Source organism: Ureibacillus galli, from assembly GCF_014836845.1.
GTDB lineage: Bacteria > Bacillota > Bacilli > Bacillales_A > Planococcaceae > Ureibacillus > Ureibacillus galli.
In genome coordinates, this window is the sequence record NZ_JACSQA010000018.1 from 49,642 (window position 1) to 70,062 (window position 20,421).

20 protein-coding genes are annotated in these 20,421 nt (G+C 36.2%); 3 read left to right on the forward strand and 17 right to left on the reverse strand.

What is annotated here, in order from left to right:
- Nucleotides 1–365 precede the first annotated feature (365 nt).
- The 16 genes from H9636_RS12135 to kduI form a co-directional block, all read right to left on the reverse strand.
- Nucleotides 366–860 (reverse strand): carbonic anhydrase, encoded by a 495-nt coding sequence (locus H9636_RS12135; RefSeq protein WP_191707844.1) that lies wholly within the window; start codon nucleotides 858–860, stop codon nucleotides 366–368.
- Between the two features lie 59 nt (nucleotides 861–919).
- Complete coding sequence (locus H9636_RS12140; protein ID WP_191707845.1) at nucleotides 920–1,285, reverse strand: DUF2294 domain-containing protein; 366 nt, start codon at nucleotides 1,283–1,285, stop codon at nucleotides 920–922.
- A gap of 114 nt (nucleotides 1,286–1,399) precedes the next feature.
- Entirely contained in the window at nucleotides 1,400–4,021 is a 2,622-nt protein-coding gene (locus H9636_RS12145) for a DUF2309 domain-containing protein (RefSeq protein WP_225230202.1), read from the reverse strand.
- 2 nt (nucleotides 4,022–4,023) lie between these two features.
- On the reverse strand, nucleotides 4,024–5,550 hold the full coding sequence (locus tag H9636_RS12150) for an NADH dehydrogenase subunit 5 (RefSeq protein WP_191707847.1): 1,527 nt from the start codon (nucleotides 5,548–5,550) through the stop codon (nucleotides 4,024–4,026).
- 454 nt (nucleotides 5,551–6,004) lie between these two features.
- Complete coding sequence (locus H9636_RS12155; protein ID WP_191707848.1) at nucleotides 6,005–6,499, reverse strand: YkvA family protein; 495 nt, start codon at nucleotides 6,497–6,499, stop codon at nucleotides 6,005–6,007.
- 171 nt (nucleotides 6,500–6,670) lie between these two features.
- A complete protein-coding gene (locus tag H9636_RS12160) occupies nucleotides 6,671–7,138 on the reverse strand; it encodes a DUF7878 domain-containing protein (protein WP_191707849.1) in 468 nt (155 codons plus the stop codon).
- 122 nt (nucleotides 7,139–7,260) lie between these two features.
- Nucleotides 7,261–7,881, reverse strand: a complete 621-nt coding sequence (locus tag H9636_RS12165) for a bifunctional 4-hydroxy-2-oxoglutarate aldolase/2-dehydro-3-deoxy-phosphogluconate aldolase (RefSeq protein WP_191707850.1) — start codon at nucleotides 7,879–7,881, stop codon at nucleotides 7,261–7,263.
- Nucleotides 7,882–7,891: 10 nt separating this feature from the next.
- On the reverse strand, nucleotides 7,892–8,839 hold the full coding sequence (locus H9636_RS12170) for a sugar kinase (protein WP_191707851.1): 948 nt from the start codon (nucleotides 8,837–8,839) through the stop codon (nucleotides 7,892–7,894).
- A gap of 26 nt (nucleotides 8,840–8,865) precedes the next feature.
- On the reverse strand, nucleotides 8,866–9,630 hold the full coding sequence (gene kduD, locus H9636_RS12175; RefSeq protein ID WP_191707852.1) for a 2-dehydro-3-deoxy-D-gluconate 5-dehydrogenase KduD: 765 nt from the start codon (nucleotides 9,628–9,630) through the stop codon (nucleotides 8,866–8,868).
- A gap of 57 nt (nucleotides 9,631–9,687) precedes the next feature.
- Nucleotides 9,688–10,443, reverse strand: a complete 756-nt coding sequence (locus tag H9636_RS12180; RefSeq protein ID WP_191707853.1) for an SDR family NAD(P)-dependent oxidoreductase — start codon at nucleotides 10,441–10,443, stop codon at nucleotides 9,688–9,690.
- Nucleotides 10,427–11,455, reverse strand: a complete 1,029-nt coding sequence (locus H9636_RS12185) for a zinc-dependent alcohol dehydrogenase (protein ID WP_191707854.1) — start codon at nucleotides 11,453–11,455, stop codon at nucleotides 10,427–10,429. Before H9636_RS12185 ends, H9636_RS12180 begins: the two co-directional genes overlap by 17 nt.
- 94 nt (nucleotides 11,456–11,549) lie before the next feature.
- The gene (locus tag H9636_RS12190) at nucleotides 11,550–12,857 is read right to left on the reverse strand and encodes a TRAP transporter large permease (RefSeq protein ID WP_191707855.1); all 1,308 of its coding nucleotides are present in this window, start codon (nucleotides 12,855–12,857) and stop codon (nucleotides 11,550–11,552) included.
- A 22-nt stretch (nucleotides 12,858–12,879) separates the two neighbouring features.
- Complete coding sequence (locus H9636_RS12195) at nucleotides 12,880–13,368, reverse strand: TRAP transporter small permease (RefSeq protein ID WP_191707856.1); 489 nt, start codon at nucleotides 13,366–13,368, stop codon at nucleotides 12,880–12,882.
- Between the two features lie 16 nt (nucleotides 13,369–13,384).
- Nucleotides 13,385–14,422, reverse strand: coding sequence for a TRAP transporter substrate-binding protein (locus H9636_RS12200; protein ID WP_318241019.1), 1,038 nt, complete (start codon nucleotides 14,420–14,422; stop codon nucleotides 13,385–13,387).
- 26 nt (nucleotides 14,423–14,448) lie between these two features.
- A complete protein-coding gene (locus H9636_RS12205; RefSeq protein WP_191707857.1) occupies nucleotides 14,449–15,405 on the reverse strand; it encodes a C-terminal binding protein in 957 nt (318 codons plus the stop codon).
- 20 nt (nucleotides 15,406–15,425) lie between these two features.
- Nucleotides 15,426–16,256 (reverse strand): 5-dehydro-4-deoxy-D-glucuronate isomerase, encoded by an 831-nt coding sequence (gene kduI / locus H9636_RS12210; RefSeq protein WP_191707858.1) that lies wholly within the window; start codon nucleotides 16,254–16,256, stop codon nucleotides 15,426–15,428.
- Nucleotides 16,257–16,506: 250 nt separating this feature from the next.
- Between kduI and H9636_RS12215 the strand changes: the two genes are divergently transcribed.
- From H9636_RS12215 to bioB, 3 genes are all read left to right on the forward strand, one after another.
- The gene (locus H9636_RS12215) at nucleotides 16,507–17,268 is read left to right on the forward strand and encodes an IclR family transcriptional regulator (RefSeq protein WP_191707859.1); all 762 of its coding nucleotides are present in this window, start codon (nucleotides 16,507–16,509) and stop codon (nucleotides 17,266–17,268) included.
- Nucleotides 17,269–17,686: 418 nt separating this feature from the next.
- The gene (locus H9636_RS12220; RefSeq protein ID WP_191707860.1) at nucleotides 17,687–18,304 is read left to right on the forward strand and encodes a biotin transporter BioY; all 618 of its coding nucleotides are present in this window, start codon (nucleotides 17,687–17,689) and stop codon (nucleotides 18,302–18,304) included.
- The gene (gene bioB, locus H9636_RS12225; RefSeq protein WP_191707861.1) at nucleotides 18,305–19,300 is read left to right on the forward strand and encodes a biotin synthase BioB; all 996 of its coding nucleotides are present in this window, start codon (nucleotides 18,305–18,307) and stop codon (nucleotides 19,298–19,300) included.
- A 99-nt stretch (nucleotides 19,301–19,399) separates the two neighbouring features.
- On the opposite strand, the gene H9636_RS12230 is transcribed toward bioB, so the two are convergent.
- Nucleotides 19,400–20,305, reverse strand: coding sequence for a LysR family transcriptional regulator (locus H9636_RS12230; protein ID WP_191707862.1), 906 nt, complete (start codon nucleotides 20,303–20,305; stop codon nucleotides 19,400–19,402).
- Nucleotides 20,306–20,421: the final 116 nt, after the last annotated feature.

Sequence of the window (20,421 nt, forward strand, 5' to 3'; positions counted from 1 at the left end):
TGGAAAAAGTTTCACTTAAATTTTATTAATATATTAAATAAAACATTTCATCATAAAAACACCAGAAAAAAATAAAGAGATATTCATTAAAACGAATGCGTTTAATGAATATCTCTCCTGTTTTTTTACAGTTAAAGTTTGTATAAATAAATAGTAAATTACCATTTCGATTAACCAAGGAATGATTAGCTAATTATGTAAGACAAACGGAACCTATAAACATTTATAAAAGATGATACACTTTAGGATTTATTACATTAAGAAGTATCCTTTTAACGGGTAATATTAGGGATATTGGATGATAAGAGAGTCTTTTACAATATCCCACATCACTTTTTAATACTGTTACAGGCGAAAAAACAAAATTACTGGTAATTTTTTTCTTTTCCTATGAATTTGTCGTCTCCATCTAGCACTAGTTCGCTAATTTGAACATCCGCTGGTAATAAAGGGTGTTGGCGAATAACCTTGATTATATTTTTCGAACTTTCGGATTGCCCTTCCAACCAATCCATTAAATTAGCTTCGGGAAATTCAGGTTTACAATGTTCAAATAGATAATTTAACGTTTGTATTTTCTCTTGTATATCGTTTTCTTGATTAGTCTCCATCACAATAGACGATAAGCTTTTTTGTCTATATTTTTCTTTAGAGGTTACTATAACGATCTGGGCAATGTTGTGTTGATAAACAGCAAGAATAATACTCCGCATACTATTATCAAATGGTGAAATGACTGGACTACATTCCAAGACGATATCATTATCTAAATCGATATTTTGGTTCTGTGTTAAGAAATCTTCCACGTTCATTTCATTATCAATTATATAGAGCTTTCTTTTCTTTTCATCCATACCCATGAAACACCCACCCCATTATTAATTTAAATTCTTTTAACGAACCCACTTTCGCTTACCCTTTAGTCAAATTGGCTTTGCAAGTCTTCCGAAAGTTTAAAAAGCATAATCCGTTCCCCTGTTTGTGTACTTAAATCCGTATAGAAACTTACAACTTCGTGGCCTGTTATTGAAAATACAATTTCTTTTAATTCTTCAACACCAGATTCCACTAAATTATTTCGATTCGTTTTAACTGATAATAATCCGTCTTTATCTTGGCATACTGAATATTCAGCAGGAGTTAATATTCCTTTTAACACAACAATGACCATATCTCGTACAATATCTGATTTAACAGAAACGGAACCGCGCCCAAGATAATTTTTCTCCCAGTGGGTGAGCGCTTTACTTATTTCCGCCTCAACAATACCTTTTGTTTTTTCCATCATAACTCCCCCTCAATTCCACAAATCCCTATGACAATTATAGATAAACTCTCTATAACATTTCTTTTTCGATTTCAAACTATGCAATGGTAAGAAATGGACTTAAGACAATTTTTAAACAGTCCAACTTTCCCAATGTCCTTCTGGATCAATAGATGCTAATCGAATCCATCCATTTTTCAGTTTTTGATGGAATGATTGATTACGATCCAATAATCGTTGTACATATTCTGTTGGTGCTTCAATTACTACGAGTAATCTTAAAGGCTCATGATAGAGCTCTTGGTCTGATTTCATCACCGATTGCCATGGAAGCCCACTTAATAGGTCACTTGCGTTTCCTTGCATAACCCCAATTCCAGCTGTTACAGTTTGAGTCGTTTTATTGCCACTTCCGTAATAATGCGGAGCAACAGTAGAAGCGTAATATTGTAGGTTAATCCATTGGGTCACCGTTGTTGGACCAGCAATGATATTTTCAAGTATTGACCCATTGGGATCCTTCTGCCAGTCATAACTGTGAAGAAAAGCTCTACCATCTAAATGACGATTCTTTGTCAGCTCTCGATTACCAATGATAAAAGTGGCATTTCGAGCCAATCCCCATTCTGGGCGAACTTCACTCCAGTCTTCACCTAATCGTTGTGCTTGAGCATTAAGGTTTTTATGATTTGCTTTAAGATTAGGCAATTTAACGAATCTTTCAGCAACTGCCTGTTCACTTACCTTTGGCAATGTAGTTCCAATAAAATCCAATGCCTCTTGTGCTTTTTCCGAAAGGTGAGGAACGTAGAGCCACTGTAGTTCATCAGTTGTCGTTATATGCTCAGCAGCTGCAAAAACAGTTTCATTTGGAATAGAAATCCCTTCTTCATTGAGCGCTTTTCTTACTTCTGGCAAATTACATAAAGTTGCTAATACCCGGGCATTAAAACCACTAGATGCTCCTCCACATGCACCACAATCAAGTGCCGAAGCATATGGATTGTTCGTACTGTGACTACCATGTCCACAAATAACGACAAGGGGAGCAAAATTTTCAGTTAACCCCATCATGTTTAAAGCTTGCCGTGCATAAAGAACTTGCTCTTCTTCAGAAAAACCAATCGGCAACTCGGTCTTGTTCGTTTGTACTTGTTGTAGTGTAAGTTCTGTTGATGGTTTACGAAGCCAGTTTTTCCGAAGTTTACGACTAATCATACCTGTACTTCTAGGGAAAAAACTACGAGCGATTGTTTGCAAACTATACCAAGGGCCTGTAATTTCCGGTAACAAGAGGCTAGATGGCAAGCTGTTTTTCAGCGTTTTAAACGAGTAATTTAGTAAGTTCACGGATTGCTGACGTTCTTGATATGTTTTTAAATCCTGTTCAGATGCACATTCGTTCACTTTAATTTGTGGTTTGAACAATATCGGTAAAGACGGATGACTATGTTTTTGACCGAGTTCGCATGTTTCAATCGGTAATCCAAAAAAACCTGCTGTTCCAAAGGTTTCAAAAGGGCCTGCTTCTTCAAGTTTACGGCGAAATGGTTCAGACCGGACATCGATACAAAACGCAAATTGAGCTAAAGGTTGCTTTAAGTTTTCAGTTATCCGGTGAGATGATGCACCAATGATATTCATTAATTGAGCTTCATAAGTTTGTTCCCAAGCCTCTAACAAAATTCGATTTCGAACCATTTGGTCAAATCGATATGCAAGGGTTAATCTAGCTTCAATTTCTTTAAGTGATAACGACAGCCATGTATCGATGGGCATATTCCCCCAATTAGTCCAAGAGATAATTAAAGATTGTAAAAGTTCTTCGCCATCATCTTGAAACTCTGGTAACGGCAAGTAAGGCTTAATAAAAGCGTACTCCATACATATTCGAACCGCTAAAAATTCTGTTAACAAATTCTCTTCCTTGTTGGATTGTTGCGATCTCCAGAGCATCATTCCCGCCCATCCTGGCAATGCAAGTAAATGGGCTTCTAAATATTGTTGAATCTCTGTGTAAGGTATTTGTAAACCTAATAAAGCTGCCATTAATGCTTGATCAGCTTCCATTGGTAACTCTTTTAGTTCCTTACGTATCGTTCTGTTTATTGATGGATCATTAGGAACGAGTTTCTTCCACGCAGCATAAAAACCCTTTTCCCGGTTTGGCATCGACCAAACAGCTTGTGATTCATCCAAATATAATTTACACCACTTAATCATCTGTCCGTTGACAACTTGGTTTACTTTGTTGCCATCCATTTTTCCTAAACGTTCACTATATGTTTGGACGTAATGATTTTGAGGGATATTAAAATTATATTGGAGTATTTCTTTCATCACACTTTCTAAGTCAGTTTTGGAAGGTGAGTTAAACGATGTTTTATTTTGCAAAAGAGCTGCCTGACAAAATTGAAATGCTTCATCATGGGGCAAATCTATTGTTTGTAAATCAAGCCATTGGTGTAGTTTCATTTCTACAAACTCTTGTTTAATTTCCCCTTGTTTCCAAGCAGACTTTAACACTTCATCACTAGGGTATATTTCTACTCCATTTGTTTCCTTAAGCCGTCGAGCAACTTGCTCAAAGGACTGCTCTTCTAATCCTGCCCAAGGATTACGTGCAGCAAAACTTGTAATCGGACCAAGGGGGACAATCACTTTGCTAGCTGCGTTTACTAAATCATCAATATGAAAATCGACATTACTTTCATTTCCTTCTAAATTGAGTTCTTTGACAACTGTCGTATTCAATGTCACTTCCCTCCTTGAGAAATTAATTGTTTTAAATAACTTGGATGACTTTCTATCCCATCTTCATGGGGCTCCCCAAATCGGACAAGCCAAAGATATATCACTGTATATAAGTTAGATAAGCGATTTCGCACGAGCCAAATACCTATGACACTTGCTAATAGCAAGATAAAGATAATCAAAATCGCACCAATGGATGGAGATTGGATTTTTGGAATCATGTCTTTTAAAGCATGATGTAAGAGCTGATGGATGTACAAATAGATTATTCCTCCACCTACAAATACTAAAAGTCCAAAGATACGACCAATTTTCCCTAATCCAAAGGCAACGAGTTGAATCCAAGCTAAAAATACTGACCATCCTAACATGAAAGCACTAACCAACTGATACCCTTCTTCTGGGGAAGTGAGCCAAAAACCAATTCCTACTAAAAGAGCCAATACACTTCCGGTAAAAATCCATACAAAAGGCAATGGTTTTTTTGTATAAACTTTAGACTGGTGATGATCTAATACTGAACCCGCTTGAAGAAATAGGGTCGATTTGAATAAACCATGTAATACCGCATGGATAATGGCCGCCAAATAGGCACCTAATGCACATTGAATTAGCATAAAGCCCATTTGGGCAATAGTAGAACCAACTAGCTGACGTTTATAATCCACTTGAACCAACATAATACCAGTTCCAATTAATACTGAAATGCTAGAAAAAATAAATAACAATATTTGTACAGGACTTCCTACAAAAAGTGGAGCAAAAAGAGTTAAAATTATTCCTCCTGCATTGACAATTCCCGCATGCATGACTGCAGAAATAGGTGTTGGAGCTACGACCGAATCCAACAGCCAGCGTTGAAATGGCCATTGTGCTGCCGGAATAACGACAGCCACGACGAATAGTAAAGTGATTCCCGTTTGCTCCCAAGATTCAAGCTGAGCAAGGCTGCTCGTAGTAAGAACATCCGTCAACTGCCAATGATTCGTAACTTCCGCTAACCAAACAATCGCTAACGTTAATAATCCCCAGCTAAGAGTAAACAAACGACTGCAAGTTTTTGCAGCATTTCTTGCCACTTGCCACTCTCTTTTTAAGCTAATGAGTAATGTTAACCCTAGTAGTGTAGCCCCCCAACAAAACAGTAATAATCGAAGATCATTGCTAAACCAAGCAACGGAGTCTACAATCGTAGTCAATGTTAACAAAGTAAAATATTTCCGATAAGCTTTATCGCCATGCAAATATTGAATACAATATCTTTGTACAATTAAGCTAATTGTAAGAACAAAAAACGCTAATAACCAAGATAAAGAATCAAAATGGAAAGGACCCATGATGATTCGCCCACCATTCGAAAAAAGAGCGAGTAAAGCCACAATCGGTGGTAAAGCAATGAAACCGATATGAATACGAATATAAGAAATTGGCGTATTTGGATTTAAAAAGATGATCGAACTTAATGCAGAAATGGCGAGTACGATGAAAAACACCGTTGGGAATATACTCATGTCTAAAAAGTTAAACATCTAGACTTCCTCCACCAAACAGAATGGTATGTAATCAACTAACCTTTCAAAAATGTGTATCCCTAGCTTCATAATAAATCCTTCCCTTCTGCCAAATACTTATTTGTAAAATAAAAAAACCGACAATTTTTAAAGCTAATGGTCTTTCTAAACCACTAACTTTTGAAAATTGTCGGCTTACTTTTAACTACCTTATAGGTTTTTAAAGCGTCTACCTTATATATAATTTTTCAAATCTAGTTTTTTATTATCCTTTTTTAAATAGCCAATCGAATCGATTAACGATTTACTAAAGGACTAAAAAACAGCTTATTTTTATTTATGATATTAAATTGTATTATTTGGTAAGTATTCTGTCAAGTCTTCAATATCATATGCCATCGTTTCACGATGATCTTCATCAAATGACATGGTCTTTATGAAATCTTCATTTCTATATTACATCAATTGCTTTTTATGCTAATTTTTCATCGATATCCGCAGTGTCTACTCCATCGCCAAACCAATTTTTCAATTTCTCTTTCGCTTGATTTTTCACATCATCATCGATATACATGGAGACCTGCCACAAAGCAGCAAGAAGAGCCCCTAAGTCGTCCGTATAACCTACTCCCGCTGCTAAATCAGGAATCAAGTCCAAAGGTAAAATGAAATATCCTAATGCGCCAATAATAATTGCTTTATTTTTCTTTGGTACTTCATCTTTTTGTAATACATAATAAAGGAGTAATACTACATATACAGCAGTTGAACCGGCTTTTTTTGAATATTTTTTTATTTTATTCCAAAGTCCATCTTCCGAATAATGCTTACTATTATTTAAAACCGTTTCTTCATCGATGAATTGTGCTTTCTCTTTTAATTCTTCTATTTCTTCCTTACTAAGTTTCATCTCTATTATTTCTGGTTGTTCTTCGACCAGTTTTTTCTTTTTAAATTTCTCAAACATGGCAATCCTCCTCAGCAACTCATAATAATTTCATTATATTGTAATTTCCTTCATAACGGAAATGTTGGAGTTCAATAGAAAAATGCTTTATAAAAATATCCTTAAAAAGCATCTAAATTCTAAAGATTGGAGTTTTTTTATAAACTGTTGCTCGATCTATCTTAATTCAATTTAGATTAAGGGGATATGCTTTATAAATCCATTTAAATCAATGTGATAAAATTGTTCAATGTCATTTCTTAATCTTTCCTCTAAAGTTATAAATTCTTGGACAGCATTATCTAAATCAATAACATTGTTCACTTCACATTGTGCCCATATCGATGTAACCCGCGCTTTATTAGAAAATGGGATCAATGAGATCAAGGCACCATCCTCGTACTCATCGTATTCAATTGTATAATAATGAAATTCTATGATATTTTCTTTTATTAATGTTTCTTTCCATTTAAAAAGTGCTTTATAAAACTCAAGTATAGCTATCTCTGCTTCAAAATAAATGGCATCGTCAATTATAATCGTAAACAAAGCATCTACTGTTAAAATAACAGAGACGTCCCTTCGATCCTTGTTCGATATGGTCCCTTTCTTACTAATAAATTCGTAATGAAATGTTATTCTATTTAAGGTATTTTCCATCACTACCACCTAGTAATTTTTTTGAGTTGCTTTCCCAATTAATAACTATTAGATAAACATATAAAAAGTCCTTCTTTGAACAACCGATTTGTTCAGAAGGACTTTTCTTCACCCTATTAATACTAATCTTGCAAACTTCGATTCCACGCAACTGCTTCGTTCGTAATAGCTGCCCAATTTTTTGAAAGTAGCCATTCTTTTTTAATTAAATCACTACCTGCCCCAACTATTTGGGCTCCTGCCTCAATATAGGATTTAGCCGTTTGAAGATTAATACCACCTGTCGTCATAATCCCAATATGAGGTAATGGTCCTCTAACATTTTTAATAAACTTTGGTCCTAATGTTTCAGCAGGGAATAACTTAATCATCTTCGCACCTGCACTATAAGCTGTTTGCATTTCTGAAGGAGTGAAAACACCTGGAATGACTGGTATGTTTTCAGTTATGCACATATTTACCACATCGATATTCAATGAAGGGGAAACGATAAACTCTGCACCTGCTTCGATTGCCTTTTCACAATCCTCTACGGTTAAAACAGTTCCAGCCCCAACGAGTAAAGTTCCATCGTTTCGTTCCTTTACTTCCTGTATCATTTCCGTTGCCTTTTCGGAATCTAACGTAATTTCGACTGCTTTAACTCCCCCATCTTTTAATGCTTTCACTAAATCATGGCAAAGGGGGTACGGTATTTTTCGTAAAACGGGTATTAACTGAATCCCTTGGAATTTACTATACATGCCCATCTTCCTAACGTTCTATATTTTCTCGTGTTCCTAAAAACACTTCCACATCTTCTAAATAGGGCAATCCTTCATTGTCGCCTTCTACTTGCACAACCATCGCTCCTACAGCATTAGCTAATTGAATGGATTTTTCAACTGACCAATGTTGAATCATGCCATATAAAAAAGCAGCATCAAATCCGTCGCCAGCTCCTACTGTGTCGACTACTTTTTTCACTTTATATCCAGGAACATGAATCAACCGATCATTATCTAGATAGGCTGCCCCTGCTTCCCCATCTTTTACGACAACATGTTTCATATCATAGTGTTGAAGGGACCGGATAATCTCTTCTTCCTTTGCCGTATCGAATAAAATTTCTAGTTCTTCTCGACCTGTTAACAGATAGTCAACATAAGGTAAGTAGGTTAGTAGCGTTTTCCTTGCTGTTTCCTTCGACCAAAGTTTTAATCGGATATTCGGATCGAAGGATACTTTTACACCATTTTGTTTTGCTATTTTCACAGCTTCTAAAATCACTTGGCGATTTTGTTTTAATATAGCAGGGAAAACTCCAGTTACATGTAAAATCTTCGCACCTTTAATATAATGAATTGGTAACTCTTCTAAAGTTAATGTTTCTGTCGGTGACTTATGGCGATAGTAAAATGTTTTGCTGTCACCTGATGCATGCACTTCTTTAAAGTTTAAAGATGTTGGGTAATTGTCGATAAGCTTTACTTCCGAAACATCAATTCCTTCTCCACGCACTGTATTGACAATATGTCTTCCAAATTCATCTTTCCCTAAGCGGCTAATCCAACCTGCTTTCAATCCTAAACGGGCACATCCAATCATGACATTTAATTCTGCACCGCCGATTTTACGCTTAAATTCATTTACATAGCGTAATGGACCTTTTTCAGATGGATCAAATGTGATCATGCCGTCCCCAATTGTAATAATATCCATATTCATAACCCTCACTAAAACTAGATTTAACGGCCCATCCATCCTCCATCTACGACTAAAACATGACCTGACACGTAATCGGATGCACGGGATGCTAAAAATACTGCTGCTCCCGCTAAATCATCGGCTTGACCCCATCGTCCTGCAGGTATCCGTTCTAAAATGGATTGATTTCGAACTTCATCATTGCGAAGTGCCTCTGTATTATTCGTTGAAATATATCCCGGTGCAATGGCATTCACTTGTACACCGTGGGATGCCCATTCATTTGCTAAAGCTTTCGTTAACCCTGCTATCGCATGTTTACTTGCTGTATAACTTGGCACATTAATGCCACCTTGGAACGATAACAGTGAAGCGATATTAATAATTTTTCCTGATTTCTTTTCAATCATTTGATTTCCAATTGTTTGACAAAGGGTAAAGACCGAATTAATATTGACATCCATCACGCGATTCCATTCATTTACGTTATGGTCTGCAGCCGGTTCACGGTAAATGACCCCTGCATTATTGACTAAAATATCAATCGAATATTTATCTAAAATTGGTTGAAGATTCGCTTTTAAATTTTCAACATCACTTAAATCGATTAAGAACGTTTCATAAGTGCCTTGTAATTCAGTAATTTTATTTTGTGTTTCCTGCATGTTATCTTGGTGTCCAACGAGTATTAAATGGGCGCCAGCTGCTGCTAATCCAACGGAAATTGCTTGACCAATCCCTGTACGCGCTCCTGTCACTAATGCCGTTTTTCCTTTTAACGAAAAATAGTCTAATTGAAAACTCATCTATCTCTCTCCTTTTCCATCTACTAGATTTAAAGTTTGATTAAAGAATCATTCACGCTATCTACCTAACCATCCGCCATCAATTGCAATCGTAAAACCATGGACATAGTCTGATGCCGATGAAGCTAAGAAAATGACCGCACCTTGCATATCCTTCCCAGTTCCCCAACGTCCAGCAGGAATCCGTTCGAGTATTTGACGACTTCTTACTTCATCATGGATAAGCGCTTCATTCATTTCTGTCGCCATATAGCCAGGGGCCACACAATTGACATTGACTCCCTTTGAAGCCCATTCATTAGCTAACGATTTGGTAAATTGCATAACTGCCCCTTTGCTAGCCGCATAGGCTGGTACTGTAAAACCACCTTGGAAGGAAAGTAGGGAAGCAACATTAACGATTTTCCCATAGCCCCGCTCCAGCATTGGTTTGCCGAAGGTTTGACATAAGCTAAAGACAGCGTTGGCATTTACGTTCATGACATAATTCCAATCTTCCTGAGGAAATTCCACTGCTGGATGTCGTTTTTGGACACCAGCATTGTTGACTAAAATGTCAACTTTCCCAAGGTTTTCTTCTATTATGTTTAGTAATTCTTTATGCATTGAGATGTTCCCGATATCAAAGGCAATAGATACTGCTTTTACGCCGAATTGCTCTAGCTCTTTAACGACTTCTGGACTTTCCTTTCTCGAAATAATCGCGACATTTGCTCCAGCTTCAGCTAAACCTAGGGCAATTTCCTTTCCTAACCCGCGACTACCACCTGTAACAACTGCATTTTTACCAGTTAAATTAAATAATTGATGCATCGGTCTCCTCCTGAAATGCGTACAACACTTTAATCGCATCTGTTGGTGTAGTTAATAATTCAAAGCCTTCCATCGCTTGTTCTGGACTTAAAACATGGGTAATGATCTTTGAAAATTCTTCAAATCTTGATAATAAATCTAAAGCCAACTCCATATCCCGATTTGTATAAACTCGAACGAATTGAATCGATAATTCCTTAAACATGCCTTGAATTAAATTCATTTCCGTTGGCTTTTTATAAGCGGCAACAATGACAATCGTTCCTTGAACTTTCACGACTTCTGTAACTTGAGCTAAAACAGCTGGATGACCTGCACAATCAAATACATAATCGATTCCTTCTTGATTTGTCATGTTCGCTAGCTCTTTTACAACATCATCTTTCATTGAATTAAAAGTTCTAAATCCTAATTGTTGGGCTTTTTGTAGACGAAGTTCATTCGCTTCAACGACGATAACTTCTGAAGCACCAAATGCTCGTAATGTTAAAGCGACACATAAACCAATCGTTCCAGCTCCATATACAACTGCCCGATCTCCAACTAAAAACTTCGCCGTACGAACGGCATGGACAGCTACTGCAATCGGTTCAGTTAGAGCACCAAGTTTTAACGAAACATTTTCCGGTAATGGAATTACTTTATTTGCTTCAACCGCTACATAATCAGCCATTCCACCATCTACATCAATTCCTACTAATTTCAAATCATTACAAACATGGGATTGCCCGATACGACATGGAATACAAGTACCACAACTCATTAAAGGATTAACCGTCACCTTTGTGCCAATGGGATATTTCGGATGTTCACTTGCAATAGTCGCCGAAAATTCATGGCCTAAAATGAGAGGAGCTTGTGCCCTTGGGTGTGTACCTGCAAATATATTTAAATCGGTACCACAAATACCTGCGTATGCATTTTTTAATAAAACATATCCAGTCGGCACATGCGGCTTATTTACTTCATTGCATTCCACTTTGTTCGCTGCTGTATAAAAAATGGCCTTCACGTTTTTCAACCTTCTTTCCGAGATTCTCCTTACCTTTAAAGAAAAGCGACCAAAAGTAATTTCTTCTCATACTTTTGGTCGCCCTTATTCATCGCTATTTAATGAGGCCTAGTAACTTCGGTAACCATAAGGATAGATCAGGTATGTAAGTTACTAATAATAATACGACAACCGTGACAGCAAAAAATGGTATTAACGGGCGAATGACTTGTTCGATTTTCAATTTCGCTACACGGGCTCCGACAAATAAAGCCGGTCCTACTGGCGGCGTAATCGTACCAATACTTAAATTAAATACAACCATAATTCCGAAATGTACCGGGTCCATACCAAACTGCAATGCGATTGGTAAGAAAATAGGCGTAAAAATTAAAATCGCCGGTGTCGGGTCCATAAAGGTACCAACAATTAACAGAACGATATTCATAATGATCAAAATAATGATCATATTATCTGTAAATCCAAGTAGCGTATCAGCTATTAGTCTTGGAATTCCTGTAAAGGACATCACCCATGACATAATCGTCGAAACACCTATTAAGAAAATAACAATGGCCGTTGTGCGAGTTGATTCTATTAAAATTCTAGGTAAATCTTTTATTTTGATTGTTCTATAGATGAACGAAAGCAACAAAGCATATACGACGGCTATAGCCGAACCTTCTGTCGCTGTAAATGCCCCTAGAATAATTCCTCCAATTACAATGATGATAAGTAACAAACTAGGAATGGCATCAATGAACACTTTTAATGCTACTTTAAATGGAACTTTTTCATTTGATTTATAGCCTCTTCGTTTTGCAATAATAAAAGCTGCAATCATACAGGCGATACCCCATAAAATTCCTGGAATATAACCCGCCATAAATAATGCTGCAATGGATGTTCCTCCACTTACTAAAGAGAATACAATTAACGTATTACTCGGTGGAATTAACATACCTGTTGGTGCAGAGGCAATATTAACTGCCGCACTAAATGAACGATCGTACCCTTCCTTTTCTTGCATAGGAGCCATCGTTGAACCAACGGCAGCTGCCGCAGCCACTCCAGAACCTGAAATGGAACCAAACATCATATTTGCTAATACATTTGTTTGTGCTAATGAACCTGGCATACGTCCTGCTAAAACTTTTGCACAATTTACTAGTCGCATTGCAATACCGCCATTATTCATAATCACTCCCGCCAAAATAAAGAACGGAATGGCTAATAGCGTAAAGGAATTCATTCCAGTAAACATACGCTGTGCTGAAGTTTGAAGAGCGTTTTCGGGATCTAATATGGAAAACATCGCAAGCATGGAGGCAATTCCTACACTAATACTGATTGGTGCACCAATAATAAGGAAAAATGCTACTGCTGCAAATAAAATTAAACCTGCTAATCCTGCAGAAACCATCGCTTATACTGCTCCTTCCTTGTTAATCCACTATTTCCAATGGCTTTTTCGTTTTTGAAATAATATAAATGTTGTAAACGCAGTAGAAAATTATAAATAATCCACTTAATGGCATTGCCGCATATAAATAACCGACTGGTATTTGCAGCGCTGCAGACATTTGCGTCCATGCTAATTTAGTTAATGTTAAACCACCAGATAATAAAACAAGAGCAGAGAAGATAATAATACTTAGTTCTATAAAAATCTGAGTAACCATTTTCAGTTTTACTGGCAATGCATCTTGAATAAATTCAATACGCATATGGCCATTTTCTCCAAAAACAAAGGCAGCACCAAATAGGACTAACCATACAAAACAATATTTTGCTAACTCTTCTGAAATAGCACTTGGATTGTTTAATACTAAACGGGTAAACACTTGCCACGTAACAAGAATAACTAATGCGCCGAACAATACGACGCATATAGTTGATAACACCTTATCGAGCACTTTTTTAATCGCTTCCATATGAAATCACCACCGCTTATTTCGCTGCCTCTCGAACTTTTTCATATAAATCTTTAGCAGTATCAGATGTTAATTTCTCTTGAACAATCGATTCAGTCGCTTTGCGGAATGGCTCGATATCGACTTCGTTAAATTTCGCTCCTGCTGCTTCTGCATCTTCAATCGCCTTTTTCACATCTTCATCCCACATTTCCACTTCACGATCAATGGCTGCCAGTAACTCTTCTTTAAAGATTTGTTGATGCTCTTCACTCATGCCATCAAATAATTGAGAGTTAATAAGTAAGTAGTCTGGGAACATTAAGTGCTTTGTATAAGAATAATAAGGTGCGATTTCAGCATGTTTAAGGTTAGAATAAATTAATTCATTATTTTCCCCACCGTCAATAACACCTGATTGAATCGCTGTATATACTTCACCTTGACCCATTGGTGTACCAGTACCACCCATTTGTTCCATCATTTGAATGTTTGTATCTGATTCGATAATACGAATTTTTAAACCTTTTAAATCTTCCGGTGTGTTGATTGGTTTTTCGCTGTTATATACATTACGTACACCTGAGTGGAATGCACCGGCAACAAATAATCCTTGATCTTTTAGCGAAGAATATAAATCTCCTACAATTTCTTGATCATTTAAAACAGACATTTGATGTTCAGCTGATTCAAAAACGTATGGTAAATTGAATACTGCAAAATCTTCATTGAAGTTTTCTAGTAAACTACCTGCAACGATAGACATCGCAATTGTACCTGTTTGCACTAATTCAATCGTTTCGCGTTGTGCACCTAATAATTCATTAGGGGAAATTTCAATTTCATAAGCACCGTTCGTACGTTCTTTCAATTTTTCACCGAACTCTTCCATCGCCTTATATTGTGGATGGTTTTCTGGTTGGTTAAATGCCACTTTCAACACTTGAGTTTTACCGTTAGAACTCGTTCCTTCCGCGTCCGTTTCTTTTGCTCCATCGCCGCTACAAGCTGCTAATATAGTTAATACAAGTGCGATAACCCCTAAAAACATTAATTGTTTGAATGATTTTTTCACCTTGATCCCCTCCAATTGATTTTTCATTAAATTTGATTAACTGGATAATGAAGTCTTTCGTTCTTCACATACCTCACTGCTTCTTCCGCCACTTTTCTCTTTAACTCTTGAGCTGCTTGCTCTGAATACCACGCCATATGCGGCGTACAAATAAAGTTATCAAGGGTAAGCAATGGAGACTCGGTCGTAATCGGCTCTTTTACCGAGACATCCAATGCTACTCCAGCAATAGTATTTGAAGCTAACGCTTCATATAAAGCGTCTTCATCGACAATGCCGCCTCGAGATACATTGATTAAATAGCTTGTTCGCTTCATTCTTTTTAAAACGCTTTCATTAATAAGATTCATTGCATTATCCGATGGGCAATGAATGGAAATAATATCAGCCTTCTGAATGAGCTGCTCAAACTCAACAAATTCTATGAACGATAAACTAGATTCATATTTTTTATGTTGTGCTGAAACATCATAAGCAATTACCTTACACCCTAATGCATGCACTTTTTTGGCAAACTCAGAACCGATACGTCCCACACCAATTACACCAACAACTTGCTCACTATGGCGGAAAATTGGAATACTTTCTTGATAATCCCATATACCTTCTTTTACTAAACGATTCATTTTCGTTATTTTCCTTGTAAGCGCTAGCATTAATGCCAATGCATGGTCCGCTACTTCATGGGTACCATAGTCAGGAACATTACAAATTTGAACCCCATATTTCGTAGCCGCTGTTAAATCAATATTATTAACCCCTACACCATAACGAACGATTAACTTTAATTTCGGTAATTGAGATAATACCTTTTCGGTAAATGGTGCATATTGATTAATGATGACAGAGGCCTCTTGACAATGTTGAATTAAATCATCCTCTGTCTCATTTTGTTGCAGCTCAAAATCAATATGATTTTTTCTAAAAATCTCTTGTTCTATTTGAATATCCGCGTGGTCACAATCAGATATAATAACTTTCATTTGTCATCACCCATTTTGCGTTATTTCAAATCTTTCATTGCAACGTGATCCATATCATCAAAGTCTAAATTTTCTCCGCACATTCCCCAGATGAACGTATAATTATTTGTACCAATGCCGGAGTGAATTGACCAGCTAGGTGATAAAACTGCCTGTTCGTTTGCTATAACAATGTGACGAGTCTCGTTAGGTTGCCCCATTAAATGAAATACCCTTGTATCTTCTTCCATATCAAAATAGAAATACACTTCCATACGACGTTCATGAGTATGACAAGGCATTGTATTCCAACCACTGCCTTCTGCTAACACCGTCATTCCCATACTTAATTGACATGTTTCTAATACATCAGGATGTATGTATTGATTAATAACACGTTTATTCATGTTGCTATCTGCTCCCATAGGACGCTTGATGGCCTTTTCTTGGTCAATTTTTACCGTTGGATATTTGGCATGGGCTGGACAACAATTCATATAAAATTTTGCTGGATTACTAGAATCAATCGATTCAAAATATAATTCTTCCGTGCCTCTTCCAATGTATAGTGCTTCTTTATGACCAATTTCAAAAGTTTCATCGTCACAAACAATCCGTCCTGGACCACCGATATTAATGACACCCATTTCACGTCGCTCTAGAAAGTATTTAGCAGCTAATTCTTTTCCCGCATCTAGTGTAATTTTTTCGTTAACCGGAAAAATGCCTCCGTAAATAATTCGATCTACATGGCTATAATGCAAAGTCGCCTCGTTTTCTACAAAAACCTTTTCCATTAAAAATTCTTCTCTTAATTTTTCTGTAGTGTAATGTTTCACATCTTCAGGGTGATGTGCATAAACAATTTTCATGAATTTCTCCCCCTTTTTAAAGAAAGCGCTAACAAATACATAAGATGTTCCACATTGTAGAACGCTGTTCCGTTTCATAAACATTATATGCACAATAAATAATAATTACAAGAAAAAATTGATTTTTCAGCAAATTATACTAACAACTGTTAATATTTTGCTATATGATTTACAAATCTACTGAATTTCGAATATGATTGTTAAAGGTTACGAAAAATATTGAAAATATTAGAAATGGTGGAGAAATAAAATGGCAACCGTACAATCTATTGAACGCGCTTTCAGCATATTAGAACATTTATCTGAGCATCCAAACGGTATGCAAATTACAAAATTAGCTGCTGAAACTGGATTATCGAAAAGCACGGTCCATCGATTACTCTCAACATTAATCGAGTTACAATATGTACGAAAAGATATGGAAACAGACCGATATTTCATTAGCTATCGTGTTTTATATTTAACACGGAATATTTTAAGTAATTCTAGTTTGATCACAGTTGCAAGACCTTACTTAGAAAAGTTAGTGAAAGAAATTAACGAAACTGTGCATTTATGTATTGAGGAAAATGAAGAGGTCGTTTATATCGATAAAATTGAGAGTAACCAGACAATACGTATGTTTTCTCGCATCGGTAGCCGCGCTCCGATGTATTGTACTGGTGTTGGGAAAATGATGCTTTCAGGAAAAGATGACAATTATTTAAAGGACATCATGACAAGAATTCAATTTACAAAACGCACTAATAACACCATTTTAACACCAACTGATCTACTTCAAGAAATTCATCATATTCGAAAAACTGGATACGCCCTCGATAACATTGAAAACGAAGAAGGGATTCGATGTATCGCTGCGCCAATATATAATTATTCCGGTAATATTATTGCCTCCTTCAGTATTTCTGGTCCCAGCACCCGAATTACAATGGAGCGAATTAAAGAAGAATTAGCTGAAAAAATATTAAACACTTCTCAAGTCATCTCTGCCCAACTTGGATATGTGCAGTAAGCATATGTTTTAAGTAGTTAGGAAACATTAAAAATGTGTGCCTTGTATTTTCTTGATTGGACAATTATTTAAAAATTTCTTACAGAAAATTATTGTGAAATACTTTTAAATCACCTCTTTTCACTAATTAGAACTTTAATTTGTAAAATTAATCAATCCTTATTCCAAGCAAAACCCCGTTCAAACTCGAACGGGGTTTTTTAATGATTAATAAATCTTCCTACTTTTTAACTTTCACTTTTATCCCTCTTCAGCTTCATCACCTTCAATGGGAGGAATCACCTATTTCAATATTAAACAAACCACTTAGAAAAGAATCTACTTTGAAAATAATTGGTAATTGACAAAAATTATGAAATCCTTTAAATTTGTGTTAACTTATTTATAATTTAAGTTAACACAAAGAGAGGTTATGAATATGAGTACAGTTCAAAAGACAGTTTTAAAAACAAATGCATTAGATTTAGTGTATTGTGGAATGTTCGCAACGTTAATGATGATTGGAGCAAATATTACATCCTTTGCCCCATTCTTTGTTGTTGGAGGAGTACCCATTACATTACAAACTTTTTTTGCTGTGCTAGCAGGACTTGTATTAGGAAGTAGAAATGGTGCGATTGCATGTACAGTTTACATGTTAATTGGCTTAGCAGGAGCTCCTGTATTTGCCAAATTTAGTGGTGGTTTTGACAGTATTTTGTCACCCACATTTGGATTTATTTTAGTTTTTATTCTTTCAGCTTATACGGCAGGAAAACTTGTAGAAACATTCCAAACATTAACGTCCTACATTGTAGCTGCATTAATCTCAATGATTATCATCTATTTAGTAGGGACGAATTGGATGTACATGTCCTATAAAATTTGGGCAGATGCACCACCTGAACTTTCCTATCAACTGATTTGGGGATGGATGCTAGTACCACTTCCAAAGGATATTATTCTAGCAATCTTTGCTGGATTATTAGCATTCCGACTACAAAAAGTTTTAAAAATACTACCTATTAAACTACCAAGAAAAATGGAGGGCAAATAAATGTGGACTCAGCTTGCGAAAGAAGTAATAGATGGGAAACTATTAAGTGACAATGAAGCACTGGCGATACTAAATAGCGATGATGATGAATTACTTCCGCTTCTCAACGGTGCATTTCAAATCCGAAAGCATTACTATGGTAAAAAAGTGAAGTTAAATATGATTATGAATGCAAAAAGTGGGTATTGTCCTGAAGATTGCGGTTATTGTTCCCAATCATCTAAATCAACAGCTCCAATTGAAAAATATCCATTTATTACGAAGGAGGAAATATTAGAAGGGGCGAAACGTGCTTTTGAAAATAAAATCGGTACTTATTGTATCGTCGCAAGTGGACGCGGACCGACACGTAAAGATGTGAAGGTAGTGAGTGAGGCAGTGAAAGAAATTAAAGAAAAATATGGCCTAAAAGTTTGCGCTTGCCTTGGATTGCTAAAAGAAGAACAGGCTGAGCAGTTAAAACAAGCTGGTGTTGACCGCTATAATCATAATGTGAATACATCAGAGCGTCATCATGATTTTATAACAACTACTCACACTTATGAAGATCGCATCAATACGATTGATATCGTAAAAAAACATGGTATTTCCCCGTGTTCTGGAGCCATCATCGGCATGAAAGAAACGAAAGAAGATGTTGTTCAAATTGCACGAGCATTAAGAGAGCTGAATGCTGATTCGATTCCAATTAATTTCCTTAATGCCATTGATGGGACAAAGCTTGAAGGTACGAGAGAATTAAATCCAATATATTGCTTAAAAGTTCTCGCCTTGTTTCGTTTTATGAATCCATCAAAAGAAATTCGAGTTGCAGGTGGTCGCGAAGTGAATTTACGAACACTACAACCTCTTGCCCTTTACGCTGCCAATAGTATTTTTGTTGGTGATTACTTAACAACAGCTGGTCAAGAAGTAAATGTTGACTATCAAATGCTAGAAGACCTTGGTTTTGAAATTGAGATAAATGAGAAACAGCAAGCATTGTGCAATGCTTAATTTTAAATGTTTTGTTCGGTTCAATATTTAATCAAATAATAAAAGCGCAAATGATGGCCTCCAAAAGGATTCCACTTTGCTCTTTTTTCCTCTATTGAACTATTTGATTAAAAAACTATTACTATTATTAATGTCTGCAAATGCTTGAATCATATGATGGCGAAACTGTGTGGCCACATAGGAATACTTTCTATCCTGTAACCAAGCGAATCCAACCATTTGAAAACAGTGGTCATTTTTTAAACGAATAATTTTTGTATTCTTTAGATGATTACCTAAAAAAGAGTATTGGGGATAAAAGGTGATACCTTGTCCTTCATCGACAAGCTGTAATACAATTGAAAGTTCTGTCCCTTCAAAAACAATGTTCGGCTTAAAGCCGGATTGTAAGCAACATTGTTCAAACATACTCACCGATTCTAATCCAGATTTATAACCGATGAATCGTTCATTTTTTGCTTGTAGTAAATCGATTTCATCATATTGGGCTAACCAATGATCTTTCGGAACGATTAAATCTAACCGCTCTTTTAAAACTGGTAACCATTCAATCCCTGGTCCTGTAATCGGGGTATTGGAAACACACAGCTCAATTTCCCCACTAATCAACCGGTCCTTCGCAACTACATCAGGTAGTATGGATTGGTAGATTCGGACATTCGGTCTACGCTCATAAAAACTTCTAAAAATAGGCGGGAGAATGGTAGAACTCATAACACTTACAGAGACTTGATCTTCCTCTATTCCAGCCATTTCTTGAACAGCTTCATGGGCATCCTCTAAAATTCTTAGCGCTTTTTCTACTTCTTTGGCGAAGTATTTTCCATAACGATTCAGTCGAATATTCTTTCCATTTCGATCAAATAAAGGGACACCTATATCATCTTCTAACTTAGCAATCGTTTTACTTAAGGATGACTGTGAAATATTTAAAGCGGCTGCAGCATGAGACATATGCTCGGTCTTTGCGACAGTTAAAAAATAATGTAACTGTAATAACTGCATATTCTCCCCCCTTATGAATCATAATGAATATAGTTATTCACTCTGCACTATTGTATCGATTCTTCCATAGGATTACGATAAATAACGTTCGAAATATCTATAAAATAAAATATTAT